The 14,282-nt window shown below is 38.0% G+C and carries 14 protein-coding genes; 2 read left to right on the top strand and 12 right to left on the bottom strand.

Annotated elements, in window-relative coordinates; translation table 11 throughout:
• Positions 1-187: 187 nt before the first annotated feature.
• From DSM02_RS09570 to DSM02_RS09550, 5 genes are all read right to left on the bottom strand, one after another.
• Positions 188-1,237, bottom strand: coding sequence for an NAD(P)-dependent alcohol dehydrogenase (locus tag DSM02_RS09570; protein ID WP_128765410.1), 1,050 nt, complete (start codon positions 1,235-1,237; stop codon positions 188-190).
• A 170-nt stretch (positions 1,238-1,407) separates the two neighbouring features.
• Entirely contained in the window at positions 1,408-2,259 is an 852-nt protein-coding gene (locus tag DSM02_RS09565) for a DMT family transporter (protein ID WP_128765409.1), read from the bottom strand.
• 18 nt (positions 2,260-2,277) lie between these two features.
• The gene (locus DSM02_RS09560; protein WP_128760814.1) at positions 2,278-2,727 is read right to left on the bottom strand and encodes a KTSC domain-containing protein; all 450 of its coding nucleotides are present in this window, start codon (positions 2,725-2,727) and stop codon (positions 2,278-2,280) included.
• A 128-nt stretch (positions 2,728-2,855) separates the two neighbouring features.
• Positions 2,856-3,899 carry an MBL fold metallo-hydrolase gene (locus tag DSM02_RS09555; protein WP_128765408.1) on the bottom strand — a complete coding sequence of 348 codons (1,044 nt, stop codon included), beginning with the start codon at positions 3,897-3,899 and terminating at the stop codon, positions 2,856-2,858.
• Between the two features lie 17 nt (positions 3,900-3,916).
• On the bottom strand, positions 3,917-4,486 hold the full coding sequence (locus tag DSM02_RS09550; protein ID WP_128765407.1) for a PepSY-associated TM helix domain-containing protein: 570 nt from the start codon (positions 4,484-4,486) through the stop codon (positions 3,917-3,919).
• A gap of 139 nt (positions 4,487-4,625) precedes the next feature.
• Between DSM02_RS09550 and DSM02_RS09545 the strand changes: the two genes are divergently transcribed.
• Positions 4,626-5,204, top strand: a complete 579-nt coding sequence (locus DSM02_RS09545; RefSeq protein ID WP_128765406.1) for a pseudouridine synthase — start codon at positions 4,626-4,628, stop codon at positions 5,202-5,204.
• A 26-nt stretch (positions 5,205-5,230) separates the two neighbouring features.
• On the opposite strand, the gene DSM02_RS09540 is transcribed toward DSM02_RS09545, so the two are convergent.
• From DSM02_RS09540 to DSM02_RS09520, 5 genes are all read right to left on the bottom strand, one after another.
• Positions 5,231-5,410 carry a hypothetical protein gene (locus DSM02_RS09540; protein WP_128765405.1) on the bottom strand — a complete coding sequence of 60 codons (180 nt, stop codon included), beginning with the start codon at positions 5,408-5,410 and terminating at the stop codon, positions 5,231-5,233.
• 37 nt (positions 5,411-5,447) lie between these two features.
• The gene (locus tag DSM02_RS09535) at positions 5,448-6,689 is read right to left on the bottom strand and encodes an FAD-dependent oxidoreductase (protein ID WP_128765404.1); all 1,242 of its coding nucleotides are present in this window, start codon (positions 6,687-6,689) and stop codon (positions 5,448-5,450) included.
• A 109-nt stretch (positions 6,690-6,798) separates the two neighbouring features.
• Positions 6,799-8,145: a DEAD/DEAH box helicase gene (locus DSM02_RS09530; RefSeq protein ID WP_128765403.1), complete on the bottom strand. Its 1,347-nt coding sequence runs from the start codon at positions 8,143-8,145 to the stop codon at positions 6,799-6,801.
• 88 nt (positions 8,146-8,233) lie between these two features.
• On the bottom strand, positions 8,234-9,271 hold the full coding sequence (locus tag DSM02_RS09525; RefSeq protein ID WP_128765402.1) for an agmatine deiminase family protein: 1,038 nt from the start codon (positions 9,269-9,271) through the stop codon (positions 8,234-8,236).
• Positions 9,272-9,274: 3 nt separating this feature from the next.
• The gene (locus DSM02_RS09520; RefSeq protein WP_128765401.1) at positions 9,275-10,162 is read right to left on the bottom strand and encodes a carbon-nitrogen hydrolase; all 888 of its coding nucleotides are present in this window, start codon (positions 10,160-10,162) and stop codon (positions 9,275-9,277) included.
• A 258-nt stretch (positions 10,163-10,420) separates the two neighbouring features.
• Here DSM02_RS09520 and recQ point away from each other — a divergent pair, with 258 nt between their 5' ends.
• Positions 10,421-12,535, top strand: a complete 2,115-nt coding sequence (gene recQ, locus DSM02_RS09515) for a DNA helicase RecQ (RefSeq protein WP_128765400.1) — start codon at positions 10,421-10,423, stop codon at positions 12,533-12,535.
• Here the strand turns inward: recQ and DSM02_RS09510 are convergent, their stop codons facing one another.
• Together DSM02_RS09510 and hisIE are read right to left on the bottom strand one after the other, a co-directional pair.
• Entirely contained in the window at positions 12,536-13,207 is a 672-nt protein-coding gene (locus tag DSM02_RS09510; RefSeq protein WP_128765399.1) for a C1q-like domain-containing protein, read from the bottom strand.
• Between the two features lie 449 nt (positions 13,208-13,656).
• On the bottom strand, positions 13,657-14,250 hold the full coding sequence (gene hisIE / locus DSM02_RS09505; protein WP_128765398.1) for a bifunctional phosphoribosyl-AMP cyclohydrolase/phosphoribosyl-ATP diphosphatase HisIE: 594 nt from the start codon (positions 14,248-14,250) through the stop codon (positions 13,657-13,659).
• Between the last annotated feature and the right edge of the window lie 32 nt (positions 14,251-14,282).

Here is a 14,282-nt window from a genome sequence, read left to right as displayed (position 1 = left end):
GGACAACCTGAAGCTTAAAAGAAAGCGAGTAGTCTTTTTGGGTTCTTTTTGCATAACCACTCTTTGAGGGTGTTTTCATTACACTAAGGTTTTAGTGTATCGCTATTTCAGGACGGGACAAAGTATAGATTAAAAAAATCCGCCTGAGTACTCAGGCGGATTTTTTTAGTATCTACGGTGCTCTGTATTAGTTTCGTAAGGATTCCATATCAATTACAAAACGGTATTTTACATCTCCATCTACAACGCGCTCATAAGCTTCGTTTATAGTATGCATATCAATCATTTCGATATCACTTACAATGTTGTGTTCTCCGCAGAAATCAAGCATTTCCTGAGTTTCTTTGATACCGCCAATTAAAGAACCAGCAACGTTTTTACGTCCCATAATTAAGCTTCCACCGTGAACAGCTTCGAGCGGTTCAACCGCACCTACCATACACATGGTCGCATCGATCTTCAATAAACTCAAATACGGATTGATGTCGTGACCTACCGGTACAGTATTCAGTAGAAAATCAAAAGAATTTGCATGCTTTTTCATCGCATCAGTATCTTTAGAAATCAATACTTCGTCTGCTCCCAATCGCTTAGCATCTTCCGCTTTACCCGGACTTGTTGTAATCATGACAACGTGAGCACCCATTGCGTGCGCAAATTTAATTCCCATATGTCCTAATCCGCCAAGACCTATAACACCTACTTTATCGCCTTTACTTACTTTCCAATGATTTAAAGGGGAAAATGTTGTAATACCTGCACATAATAGCGGAGCTACGGCATTCTCATCTAAATTCTCAGGTACGCGTAATACATAGTAATTATCCACTACAATTTCTTCAGAATAACCACCAAACGTATGTCCTCCTAAATGTTTGTCTCTACCGTTATAAGTCCCTACCATTCCTTGCTCACAAAACTGCTCCAGATCTTGTTTACACGGCTCGCACTCCCGGCACGAATCTACCATACACCCTACGCCAACGGTGTCACCGACTTTAATATTCTCCACTTCGTTACCAATTTCTAGTACTTTACCAATGATCTCGTGACCCGGTACAACGGGATATTTAGATCCGCCCCAATCGTTACGCACGGTATGAATATCACTGTGGCAAACCCCACAATAGGTGATCTTGATTTTCACATCTCTGGGTTGAATAACTCTACGTTCAATTTTTATTTCTTTAAGGTCTGCTTTAGAATCAGCAGCTCCATATGCTTTTACTTCGCTCATAGCTTTAATTTTAATTGGTATCACCAAGGGTTTACTCCCCGAGGCTTGCTTTGGAATCAAATTACGGCTATGCTTATCGGTTCCCAAATGCTGAGAAGTGATTTAAATAAAGTTTAACGCAGTTGCCTAACCTAGGTTAAGATTTGAGGAATACTGGCTTCAGTAAGCTCTTAAGAAGCTTTACGGTTGAGACGCGAAATAAAAAAACTACTGAGTAAAATAAAACTTCCGCCCAGATAGGTATTCCAGCTTAGTTGTTCATCAAGAATTAAAAAACTCAGAATTACGGCACTCAAAACTTCGAGATACATCAAAGAAGCTGCAGTAGTAGCATTCAAGTGTTTTAACCCGAAGAAAAACAAACTAAATTGTACGATTCCTATCAATAAACCGTAAAAAACACCAATGCCTATGTGTGCCAATTCAACCTGTTGTAGCCCGAAAAGAAACGGTAAAAATAGCAATGCGCCTGCAATATTCTGATAAAACAATAACTGATTGCGGTTACAATCATGAGTTTGTCTTTTAAAAATACAAACGAAAAATGCATAGCCCAAAGCAGCCAAAACTGCTGCAAGCATACCTATAAAATCTCTTGACGCAAAGCTGAATTCTTTATCAGCATAGGTTACCGCTATCCCTGCAAAGGCTAAAAGCATCAGTAAAATCTGATTGCGTTTGATGGGTGTTTTGTAGATCAGCGTTTCGATTATCGTGATAAAAAGTGGATACACATAAAACAATACAACTGCATTACCCACTGAGGTATATACAAAAGCCAGCAAGAAAAAATATGTGCGAACTGCATTGATGACAGAGGCCAGTACCAGTATTTTAGTATTGCCTTTAACCCGCAACTCATTAGCCTTGATCAAGCCCGGTAACAAGAATAAAACCGGGACTCCTGCTCTAAACCAACCAATCGCACCGGTTGTCAAACTGGGCATTGCTTTGATAAGAATACCGTTTGAACCCGCAATTAGGGCAGCGATTACAATGGCATAAATGGCTTTTTTAGTCATCAGCCGCTAATTTACAAATTAAGCTTCCTGCAGCAAGCGTTTTGACTTTCGGTATAAGAAAGAATTGTAGATATTCCGCTTCGCGAAACGCACTTGATTACCTGCGTTGTGAAATTTTAAAAACATAGGCTTTTGCACACCAAAGTATTCATACGTGCTACCATCAGTAAAGGTGATTTCTAACAATAAGCCTTTATGCTGATAATCTGAAATACCAGAGTTGGTAATGGTTTCTGTATACGTTTCTAAAGTAGCTTCTTTAGTTTCGGGAGCGATACTCACTAAAAAATGATAGGCATCAATGATCTCCCGACTTTTAAGTTCAGCTTCTTCTTTACGCGCATCACCTTCCTGAAATTTATCAGGATGCCATTCTTTAACAAGATTTCTGTAAGCAGATTTAAGTTGTTTCAAATCAGCATCTTTATCTGTGTTGAATAACTTGCGGTAAGCGGTAATACGTTTCATAACCTTCTTTTTTAAGAAGGCGCAAAGCTAGTCTATTTCCAGGCACCAATTACACAATTCTCAACGAGTTTTGTAAAGAACCTATTTTCCTCATTATAAAAATATAAAACATTAATTTCTAGCAGAATCTATTCAAAAGTTTCCCACCATTTTTCAGTTTGAGCGACCTGATCAAGGTGCATGAGTTGGCCTAATCTGGGTAGCGTATAACTTAGCTTTTGAGTTATTGCCGCTTCCACGAAATGCTCTGCAGGTTCTTTCCACGGGTGAAAAGCGAGTTTAAAACCACCCCAGTGATATGGTGTAGCGCGTTTAATACCTGCATCCTGAGCGGCAGTAACTGCTTCCTCAGGAAACATATGTATACTGTGCCAGCGCTCATTGTATTGCCCGCATTCTACAAAGCCAAAATCAAACGGCCCCAACTTTGCTCCTATTTCTTTAAAATGTTTACCATAACCACCATCACCGGTATGATACACCGAAACAGATTCGGTTTTTAGAACCCAGCCTCCCCATAATGATTTTGCACGATCGCGTAACCCACGTCCTGAAAAATGACGACTTGGCGTAAATGTCAATTCAATCCCTTCAAAGCTGTGCCTGTCCCACCAATCAAACTCGGTAATTTTAGAAGCCGGTATACCCCAGGATTCCAAATGTCTACCGGAGCCCAAGGCTACGTAATAGTTCTTGATCTTAGGAAAAAGTTTTTTCATACTCGCATAATCCAGATGATCGTAATGATCGTGGGTTAAGAGCAGTAAATCAATCTCGGGGAAATCTTGAATAAGATCTAATGTATTCTCTGAAAAACGACGTGTAGTTGTAGGAGCAATAGGAGCAGAATCAGGTCCGAGCATCGGGTCGATCAAAATGGTTTTGCCTGCTAAGCGTAGCAAATAAACACCGTGACCATACCAGATATATTTTAAAGAATCATTTGGCGCCAAAAAAGCTGTTTTATCAAATGATTCAACTGGTAGGTTGCTCTTTGGAGTAGATTTCCCTTTACTAAAAAACATCTTGTAGAGCATTCCTGGCATTTCGGCAACACCAATATCCATTGTGGTTTCTTCGAGGTTTTGAAAACAACCGTCGTACCAATTAGGCGATTGCTCGTATCTTTTTATAAGTTCGGGAGTGAGTTTACCTCCAAATTGTTTCAACATTTCTTAGCTGTTAAGTATTAATTTCGGCTTTTACGCATTCTTTTGGGTCCATACCACAGCCAAAAACCTGTTAGGGTAAACAACAAAAGAGCGATACTCATAATCACGGTATATATCAATTTGAAGTAGCCGCTGGTACCTAAATAATTATCTATAATAGAGCCATCGTGAATGTTTTCTATAACATCAGAGCGCCTTTTGCCTATATGAAGAACTTCGCCGGTAGCGCCGTCCAGTTGAATTCCGTAATAATGCTTATCAAAAATAAATTTTACAATTCCTTTTTCACTGCGGACATCAATACGGTTTAGCTTAGTATCTAATTCTGATGAAACCGAATCATGCAAAACCAACAGTGCTTTTTCTTTCAAATCCTCTAAGGGTAACCATTTCGTTAGATCTGTAGTCGTTCCTTTTTGTGTTTTTGGTAATAGGATATCACCGCTATTTTTTTTGATTCCCAGCAATAATCCCGAAACTGAAATCACAAAAAAGAATACAAATAACAATGCCCCCATGGCTCTATGTATGCTTCTAAATTGTCTAAGTGTTTTGGCTTGTTGTTTTCGTTTATGCTGTGATGTCATAGATGCAGTACTAGATTTAGCCATTGAATCTCAAAAATAGCGCATTATTGTTAATGGCAAAGTATTGGCTTGTTAAAGCTGTTGAACAATTGCTAGTGTGAGTTTTCCTATTTTCGCAGAGCGAAAAAGAAACTTAACATTGACAGAGCACAAACATTTTATAGTCTTTAAACCCTATGGTTTTATCAGTCAGTTGAGCAGTAATGATTTACGTCAAAGGCGGAAGAAAAAATTCTTAGCAGAACTGCACGATTGGCCGGAAGAAATTATGCCTATAGGTCGTTTAGATGAAAAATCTGAAGGTTTATTGCTCATGACAACAGACGGAAAGTTGAGTAACCACATCAACCGTAGTGGTATTGAAAAAGAATATTATGCACTTGTTGATGGAATTCCGACTGAAGAACAACTCATTCAACTGCAGCAAGGAATAGAAATAGGTCTGGAAGGTAAAAAGTATACTACAAAACCCTGTGCTGTCGAAACCCTGATAGCGTCGCCAAACTTACCTAACCGTGGTAAAAAGATACGGGACGCACGTCACGGACCCACGACTTGGTTGAGCATTACGATACAAGAAGGTAAATTCAGACAAGTGCGCAAAATGACTTCGGCAATTGATTGCCCTACGCTACGCTTAGTTCGCGTTCGCGTGGGAAATATAAACTTAAATACGTTGCAGCCCGGTGAAGTTTTAGCTTGGGATGGGGAGGTTTGAACTTGCAGTCCTAAAAACTTAAAATGCTAAGCTTCTTTTTTCTTAAACAATTTACCAATAGAAAATTGAGATGCGAGAAGTAAAAATGCAGGAACCATACACATTTTAATTGTCAGTTCAGCTTCTATGACATTTGTATAGTACAGCATAATTCCTAAAAAGAGAATAATTGTTCCTAGAGCTATTGTTATTTTAGTTTTAGACATATTTTACACGTTTATCCGTAAAAGTAAATATTTTTTCCTAATTATTTCCTAGCACCTGAATCAACCCCAATGCTGCTCGCTCTCCGGTCATCATCGCGGCATTTAAAGAACCATTAAGCAACTGGTCTCCGGCAAGAAAAATAGAAGTTGTTAAGCGGGTTTCTCCGGGATCAATACTGTATTTTAAATTCTCAAGTTTTGGTAAGGCTTTTGGGATATTATAGCGCTTTAAAAACCGAATCACTTTAATTTTAGCTTGTTCTTCTAATTCTTTCTTGACCTGAGTAATAAGCTCGGCTTCTGAAAGTTCGTGCTTTTTTACAACGGAAACAGAAAGCAACTGGTTTGCTCCCTTAATTTCAGTTTCTATACTGCTGGGATAAAAGATGTTATTGATGAGTCCATCTTCAGAAAATAAACCGATTATTGGCTTATCGAGAACCGTATTTTCAACTTCAAAATACAGGCAATCTACCGCTTTCCAGATCGTTTGCTGATTCTTTAAATTTGCCACCAGCAAGCTCGCTTCGGTAGCAATAATAGTTCCTAAACTTTCTAAATGAGTTCCGTCGCTTAATGTGATCACTCCATCTTTAACTTCCTCAACCGTCGTGTTGAACTTAAATGTCGTTTTCTTAAGATTTGCCTTCAGTTGTTTTGGTATCGCTTCGATTCCTCCTTTTGGAATTACAGCAAGGCCTTCGCCAAACATTTTATAAACAAACTCAAACATCCTACTGGAAGTTTGCAGGTCTTTCTCTAGAAATATTCCTGTAAAGAAGGGTTTAAAAAAGTCTTCTATAAACCGATTTGAAAACCCGTACTCCCGTAAATATTGGCAAGTAGTTCTTTCTTCAGTATCAAATATGGTTTCAATATCTTTTGAGGCGAGGTCGCTGTTTAAACGCATGACTTTTATCTTGTCACGAATACTACCCGAAGCTGCTAAAACAGTAGGTATTGCCAGAGAAAGTGCTCGTAAAGGATCACCAAGAGTTTGACTGTTACCATTCTCAAAAATCACAGCTCCCGGAAGGAGTTTTTGGAGTTGGAGCTTTTCGTAGTCTAAATATTCTTTTGATTTTGGATATGCATCCAGCATAACCTGAAAGCCACGATCTAACTGATAGCCTTCTAAGATATCTGTCTTCAAACGACCACCTACGCGGTCTGAAGCTTCTAAAATGGTTGGAGCAAAACCATTTCTTTCGAGAATAGTAGCAGCGATAAGACCACTAACTCCTGCTCCTATAATGTAAAGTGCATTGTTTTTAAGCATAGTTGATTTGGGCTGAATCAATAAACTTAAAAGTAGGATTTTTAGTTAAATTTTCAGATTGAAATCTATACTATTTTAACACTTAAAATCTTTTTTTTAAAAACTAAAGTTATTTTTTATACCTACGGTTGAAGCTTTTATCCCCCCGGGTTTTTGGTTTTTTATATTTTTTGGCGATCTCACGCTTGTATTTTCCACCTAAGTTAACCTTCTGGTTTTTTTCTTTTTTCTCGTGAAAACTAGCTCCCCGTTCTTCATTACGTTTGGTGGGATTGTTTATTTCTACATAATCAGGCTCCTCTTCCGGCAACAATCGTTTTGAGACTTCAAGGTCCTCAGGCACGTCATATTGAGGGATTTTCATTTCCATCAATTCTTCTATTGCTGCTTTGCGTTCTGCTTCATCAGGAGTTCCCAATAAATAACTACTACCCGTTGTTCCGGCACGACCGGTACGCCCTATGCGGTGCATATAGTTTTCCGGGAAACGCGGTACATCTGTATTAAAAACATGTGTGATTTGATCAAGATCCAGACCGCGAGCCATCACATCTGTAGTCACCAGAATTCTATAGGTACCCGCATCAAATTGCTCAATAGCATTAATGCGGTAGTTTTGTGTTTTATTGGCGTGAATCACACCTACAGAATCTCCGTAAACTTCTTCTAAAGTTTGAAAAAGCCGGTCTGCGTGCTTTTTATTAGAAACAAAGATCAAGGCTTTTTTAAAAGTGTCTTTGTCTTTAAGCATTTTGATAAGCAGATTCGCCTTAGTATAAAAGTTAGGCAACTCATAATAATGCTGTTCAATCGCATCAAGGGGTGTGCCACTTAAAGCAACCTGAATACGCTCTGGAGCAGTAAAAAAGGTATCCATCAATTCGTCAACTTCATCAGTCATCGTAGCCGAAAACATAATGTTTTGACGACGCGGTGGTAACAGATCAAATATATTTACCAACTGAAAGCGAAACCCAAGATCCAACATGACATCAACTTCATCAATGATGAGTTGTTTTATAGATTTAAGCTGTAAAGTTCTGCTTACAGCAAGATCATAAAGTCTACCGGGAGTTCCTACCAAAATATCACATCCTTGCGCCACTTCTTGTCGTTGCGTATTGATGTTTGTACCCCCATAAACACCCAGAACTCGTATAGAACTGTATTTACCGTATTCTTTAATCTGGTCTACAACCTGTAAAACCAATTCTCGCGTAGGGACTAAAATTAAAACCCGTGGATTTACTTGTTTTGAAAATTTTAAACCTTCTAGTACCGGTAACATATAAGCAAAGGTTTTTCCCGTACCGGTCTGCGCAATACCCACAACATCTCTCCCTGAACGTACTACTCCAAAAGCTTCTTGCTGTATGGGTGTAGGTTCTGAAAAACCAAGGTCTTCAATGGCGTAACGTAACTGCTTATTTATTTTAAAATCTTCAAAAGATTGCATAACTCGTATTTTTGCTGCAAAGGTACGTTTTTAAACGGGTAGGTTTCTGAGGAAAATAAAATAGGTTTTTAGCTTTTGTAAAAGCAGTTTAAGCGGGAATTTGTTGACTTAAGCAGTGTAAGGTTCCTAGGCCCCAGATCAGGTCGTGTGCGCTTATTCCTATTATTTCTCTATCCTGAAATAGATCTGCTAATATAGAAAGGGCGGTACGATCTTTAGCATCATTAAAAGTTGGCACTAATACACAATGATTGAGAATTAAAAAGTTAGCATAACTCGCCGGAAGCCTTAGGTCTTCATAATTTAAGCGGCGCGGCATAGGCAACTCAATGATTTTTGGTGGAGCACCATCTTCAAGTTTTGCTTGTTGCAGTCGCTTTAAATTCTCTTGAAGCGGCTCGTAATTTTTATCAGTTTTGTCGTACTCTACCACAGTTATAAGTGTAGTAGGGTTAACAAATCTACATAAGTCATCTATATGGCCGTGGGTATCATCACCCTCAATACCACTACTTACCCAGATCGTATTGGTAACACCAAAGTATTTTTCAAATACAGCTTCATAATCAGCTTTAGTAAAACCAGGATTACGCACTTGCGTATGTTGATCCATCAAACATTCTTCTGAAGTAATAAGCGTTCCTTTACCGTTAACATCTATTGCTCCACCTTCAAGAATCACCGGTTCGCCATTATAGCAAACCTGTTTTAGCGGAATACCTAAAAAATCTGAAATACGCCGAGGCACCATCTTATCTAACCGGAAGTTTCCATATTTCGCCCAACCATTAAAGTTGAAGTCTAAAGCTTCTCGCTCCCCATTATTTTTAACAATAATAGGTCCTGAATCGCGCATCCAACTTCGGTTTGTTTTTTGAAGTATAAAGGTGATTTTACTCATATTGGCGTGCGCTGCTTCAAGTAGGGCTATCACCTTATCTTTAATGCTTTCACGACCCACTAAAAGAAAGACCGTCTCGTGCTCTGCTATTTTCTTTATAAAATCTATAAATACAAATTGCACCGCCTGATATTTGCCGGGCCAGTCGTTACCGTTACTGGGAAAACATAATAGAATTCCTTGTTGCTTCTCCCATTCTGCCGGTAAACGTCTGTTGCTTTTCATATATTAATCGAGTGCTCGTTTAGTTATTTCACCATAAAAATCAATTCTTCGATCTCTAAAAAACGGCCAGTTCTGGCGCACATTTTCCTGAAGATCCAAGTCTACTTCCGCCAATAATAGTTCTTCCTGATCAACAGAAGCTTGTGCTAAAATTTCGCCTTGCGGCCCACAAATAAAAGATTGTCCCCAGAACTCAATTCCATTTGTATCCGGGACATATTGCTCTAAACCTATTCGGTTAGCTGCTGCTACAAAAACCCCGTTAGCAACTGCGTGACCTTTCATCACATTCATCCACGCTGCGTGTTGATTCACACCATATTGGGCTTTCTCCTGAGGATGCCAGCCGATTGCTGTAGGATAGAATAAAACTTCTGCACCTTGCAATGCGGTTAATCGTGCTGCTTCCGGATACCACTGATCCCAGCAGATTAATGTACCTAAATTTGCTTTTTTAGTTTTTGTAGTTTTAAACCCTAAATCTCCCGGTGTGAAATAAAATTTCTCGTAAAAGTGAGGATCATCAGGAATATGCATTTTGCGGTATAGACCGGCTTCGCTTCCGTCTGTATCGATGATATAGGCACTGTTGTGGTAAATGCCGCTCATACGCTTTTCAAAAAACGGAACGATTATTACCACACCTAATTCTTTAGCTAAATCACTAAACGCAGTAAACGAGACATCGTAAAGCGGTTCTGCGTATTTAAAATTATCAACATCCTCATCCTGACAGAAATAATGACTACTGTATAATTCAGGTAGACAAATGACTTCTCCACCTTTGGCAGCGGCATTGCGTACCCATTTTTTACACTTCTCCAGATTATTTTCTGGTGTGTTATTGAGGTTTAATTGCAGTACCGCAATGGTATATTTTCTAGCTTTCATACAAAACAAGTTTACTAATTAATTTAAACGATTAAGCAACGTCTCTATTAGTTTATAAGTCAAAATATTAAGAATTATGCTTTCTTCATTTTGTTAGTGTAAAAATGCATAATGTTTAAAAATCAGATACAGATTTTAGGGTTTCTATAACGTTAGTGTATTACTAATCTAGTTGATGAAAAGTTGCTTATTTTTTATGAACTCAAATCTTCACAAGTCTGCTTAAAAATTCCGTTTTTTGTAAAAAAAAGGATTCTGATGGCCGCTGAAATTGAAAAATCTACTCTGCTTACTACGCTTAAAACCTATTTTGGATACGATAGCTTTAGAAATCAACAACGTGAGATTATAGAAACTGTTCTTGCCGGAACTGATGCGATTGTAATTATGCCTACCGGCGGTGGAAAATCTATTTGTTATCAGCTTCCTGCATTGCATTTTAAAGGCTTAACGCTGGTTATTTCTCCCTTAATCGCATTGATGAAAGATCAAGTAGATGGTCTAAAAGCGAATGGAATTGAAGCTGACTTTTACAATAGCAGTCAGGATGCAACGCTTCAGCAAAGTATAATTAACAAAGCGGCATCGGGTAAATTAAAATTACTTTATGTTGCTCCCGAAAGTTTAGCAGGCTTGTCCCCTATTCTCAATGAGAATTACATCAGCTGTGTTGCGATAGATGAGGCGCACTGTATCTCCAGCTGGGGACACGATTTTAGACCTTCTTATCAACAGTTAGGCTTTTTGAAGAAAACCCTTCCAAAAACTCCGGTTATTGCGTTAACGGCTACCGCAGATAAAGCTACGCGTCAGGATATCGCAGACCAACTCAATATTTCTCACGCACAACAGTTTTTAAGTTCGTTTGACCGAAAAAACATCACGTTAGAAGTTCGTGCTGCAGATAAACGTCTGGATCAAATCAAGCGTTTTTTAGCCAAAAGACCAGATACCAGCGGAATAATTTATTGCCTGAGTAGAAAAACTACAGAAAGCGTTTCTGAAGCATTAAAGGGCGAAGGGATTGAAGCTACTTCGTATCACGCCGGGTTGAGTTTTGATGAGCGTAATAAAGTTCAGGAAGATTTTATTTATGATAAAACCCAGGTGGTTTGCGCTACCGTTGCTTTTGGGATGGGTATTGATAAGTCTAATGTGCGCTGGGTGATTCACTACAATATGCCTAAAAACCTGGAGGGCTATTATCAGGAAATCGGTAGAGCCGGTCGTGACGGACTAAAATCTCATGCGCTACTTTTTCACAGTTATGCAGATGTTTTACAATTACGTCGTTTTACACAAGGCGCAGGTAATGAAGAAGTGCAAAATGCAAAGCTTGATCGCATGAAGCAATATGCTGAGTCAACTACCTGCCGGCGAAAAATATTATTGAGTTATTTTGGTGAGTTTCTAGAGCAAGATTGTGGTAATTGTGACGTATGTAAAAATCCACCACAATTTTTTGACGGAACTATTTTAGCTCAAAAAGCACTTTCTACCATTGCCCGGGCAAAAGAAACTCAGCCTATAGGTGTTATCATAGATATTTTGCGCGGTGCGAAAAATGCACAGATTCTAGATACTGGTTTGGATCAAATTAGTACATACGGGATAGGAGCTGATGTTTCCTGGAAAGACTGGCAACATTATATGCTGCAGCTTATCAATCAAGGGTATTGCGAGATTGCTTTTCACCTAAGAAACAGCCTGCATTTAACTGCATCTAGCAAAGCTGTTTTATTTGAAGGAAAAAAAGTTAGTCTTACACACCCTACAGAAGCGATAAAACAAGAGGTTCTTACGGAGAAGAAACCTAAAATCAAAAAAGGAAATGATCTTTTTGAAAAGCTTCGTGTCTTGAGGTCTGAAATTGCTAAAGAAGAAGAGATCCCGGCTTATTTAGTTTTTAGTGATAAGACCCTAAAAGAAATGGAACGAGTAAGACCTACTACCGAAATGGAGCTTCTTGAAATAAGCGGGGTGGGACAACGTAAACTAGATGTATACGGTGATGCTTTTATTGATGCTATTTTAGATTTTCAACAACAAAAGCTGAAAAAGAAAGGTAGTAAAACTGCAACGCATCAGGTTACTTTTAATATGCTAAAAGATGGACTTTCAGTTGAGGAAGTAGCTAAAAAGCGAGACTTGAAAGATACCACGGTGTATTCCCATTTAGCCAAACTAGCACAAGATGGTGCTGATCTGGATTTATATACATACGTAAGTAAAACAGAAGTTGAACAAATTAAATCTGCAAAAAAGCATCTAGACAATCCAGACGGCCTCAAGCCTTATTTTGAACATTTTGAAGAGAAGATTCCCTATTACAAAATACGCTTAGCACTAACTCTGATTGACATGGAAGGCTAGTTAGCGGACTTGCTCTATGGTATAAAAATTATCGTAGGCATTGCTACCTAGATTTATTAAACCTATAGATAAACCATTATAGGAATAGAAAGCTATTTGATCCCCAGCATCTAATTCAAGTATCGTAGAAACTGTTCTCGGTACTGCACCCAAACCTGTATAATTTGTTTCCGCAATAAGATTAAAGGAACCTACACCATTTTTACGTACTTTCATTCTTAAACCAAAAAGCACTAAAGTTGAAATTGTAGAAGAAGACTTAATTTGACCGGTAATTCTATAAAACCCATCATCCTGAATAGTATAATAACCTGTGGAGGAATCATATTCTCCTTTTATATCAAAATCAATATTATCAAATTTTATTAAACTTTCTCCGACGGATATACTTAGGAGTGATGATGCGCTAGAAGAAATATTTACTTTAGCTAAAGACTTATCCATATTAGCAAGCAAGGTCTTTGTAGCGATACGATGAACAACCCCCCTACCATCTAAAACTGCGATAGAATCTTTTGCAGCAGAATCATTCCCCTCATTGTAAGAGCGTATTCTTAAACCGCCATTAATATCAAGCATCACATCAGGATCTGGGTCGGTAGTCCCTATACCTACTTGACTAAATATTATCACATGGCACATCAAAAAAAACAGAAGTAAAACTTTTCGCATAAACGATTTCAATTGGTTATTCTAAATTCCCAATTAATACGATTAAATGCAAGTATAGCTGCTGAAAGAGTTGTTTACACCCTTTTTAGTTTTTCCTAAATCCTTTAACCTTTATGATAATACTTGTAAATAATTGGTCTTACAGTAACAAGTGATACCACTGATCAATCAAAATACGTAATGTAATTCCTATAAACAATATGTTAATAATATGTTTTGAACTAGATTATTTTGATTTTGATTTTCTACTGAAAATTCCTACAAGTAAAATATAACTGAATTAACCTGTTTTAAAGATTTTTCAGTAAAAACACCTTTTTGGAAGAATAAATAGGATGAAAAACATCCTTAAAGAGACGTAAAACATCAAATTGTAAATACTAATGCTGCAAAATCAAAAAGGATGGCTCTATTAGAACTATCCCTTTTTAATGGAAGTTGTATTGAAATTACTTTTTTCGATCTATTAAAACTTGTTCAATATCCTGAAGTCCAAAACCTTTAGCTTTAAGTAAAATTAGGTAATGAAAAAGCAAATCGGCACTTTCATTAAGAAACAGATCATCGTCTTCATCCTTAGCTTCGATGACAACCTCTACCGCTTCCTCCCCTACCTTCTGAGCTATCTTATTAATTCCTTTTCTAAAAAGATCGGCAACATAGCTTTTTTCGTTATCCTGATTGGCTTTACGCTCTGCAATAGTTTGCTCAAGATCTGAAAGAAACCCAAAAGACTGTTCATTATTTTCACCCCAGCAATTGTCTGTTCCTGTGTGACAAGTCGGCCCTTGAGGAATTACACTTATCAATAAGGTATCATTATCACAATCGTTTTTTATAGAAACAAGATCTAAAAAATTACCGCTTTCTTCACCTTTTGTCCAAAGGCGCTTTTTGCTACGGCTATAGAAAGTTACCTTTTTAGTTTCATTGGTTTTTAGATATGCTTCTTCATTCATATAACCCAGCATCAAAACTGTTTTTGTTTTAGCATCCTGAATTATTGCAGGCACCAGGCCTTTTTCATCATAATTAATTTTCATAACTCTTGAGTTAGTTCGCAAAGGCGAAAATT

The organism is Leeuwenhoekiella polynyae, from assembly GCF_004104075.1.
In the GTDB taxonomy this organism is placed as follows: Bacteria; Bacteroidota; Bacteroidia; order Flavobacteriales; family Flavobacteriaceae; genus Leeuwenhoekiella; species Leeuwenhoekiella polynyae.
This window is presented reverse-complemented; position numbering and strand designations above follow the sequence as displayed.

What these genes read in the sequence shown, in the direction of transcription:
- DSM02_RS09540 (WP_128765405.1), bottom strand. Translation starts at nt 5,410, where the DNA reads ATGTCTAAAACTAAAATAACAATAGCTCTAGGAACAATTATTCTCTTT.
- hisIE (WP_128765398.1), bottom strand. Translation starts at nt 14,250, where the DNA reads ATGAAAATTAATTATGATGAAAAAGGCCTGGTGCCTGCAATAATTCAG.
- DSM02_RS09520 (WP_128765401.1), bottom strand. Translation starts at nt 10,162, where the DNA reads ATGAAAGCTAGAAAATATACCATTGCGGTACTGCAATTAAACCTCAAT.
- DSM02_RS09525 (WP_128765402.1), bottom strand. Translation starts at nt 9,271, where the DNA reads ATGAAAAGCAACAGACGTTTACCGGCAGAATGGGAGAAGCAACAAGGA.
- DSM02_RS09535 (WP_128765404.1), bottom strand. Translation starts at nt 6,689, where the DNA reads ATGCTTAAAAACAATGCACTTTACATTATAGGAGCAGGAGTTAGTGGT.
- DSM02_RS09510 (WP_128765399.1), bottom strand. Translation starts at nt 13,207, where the DNA reads ATGCGAAAAGTTTTACTTCTGTTTTTTTTGATGTGCCATGTGATAATA.
- recQ (WP_128765400.1), top strand. Translation starts at nt 10,421, where the DNA reads ATGGCCGCTGAAATTGAAAAATCTACTCTGCTTACTACGCTTAAAACC.
- DSM02_RS09530 (WP_128765403.1), bottom strand. Translation starts at nt 8,145, where the DNA reads ATGCAATCTTTTGAAGATTTTAAAATAAATAAGCAGTTACGTTACGCC.
- DSM02_RS09550 (WP_128765407.1), bottom strand. Translation starts at nt 4,486, where the DNA reads ATGACATCACAGCATAAACGAAAACAACAAGCCAAAACACTTAGACAA.
- DSM02_RS09565 (WP_128765409.1), bottom strand. Translation starts at nt 2,259, where the DNA reads ATGACTAAAAAAGCCATTTATGCCATTGTAATCGCTGCCCTAATTGCG.
- DSM02_RS09570 (WP_128765410.1), bottom strand. Translation starts at nt 1,237, where the DNA reads ATGAGCGAAGTAAAAGCATATGGAGCTGCTGATTCTAAAGCAGACCTT.
- DSM02_RS09555 (WP_128765408.1), bottom strand. Translation starts at nt 3,899, where the DNA reads ATGTTGAAACAATTTGGAGGTAAACTCACTCCCGAACTTATAAAAAGA.
- DSM02_RS09560 (WP_128760814.1), bottom strand. Translation starts at nt 2,727, where the DNA reads ATGAAACGTATTACCGCTTACCGCAAGTTATTCAACACAGATAAAGAT.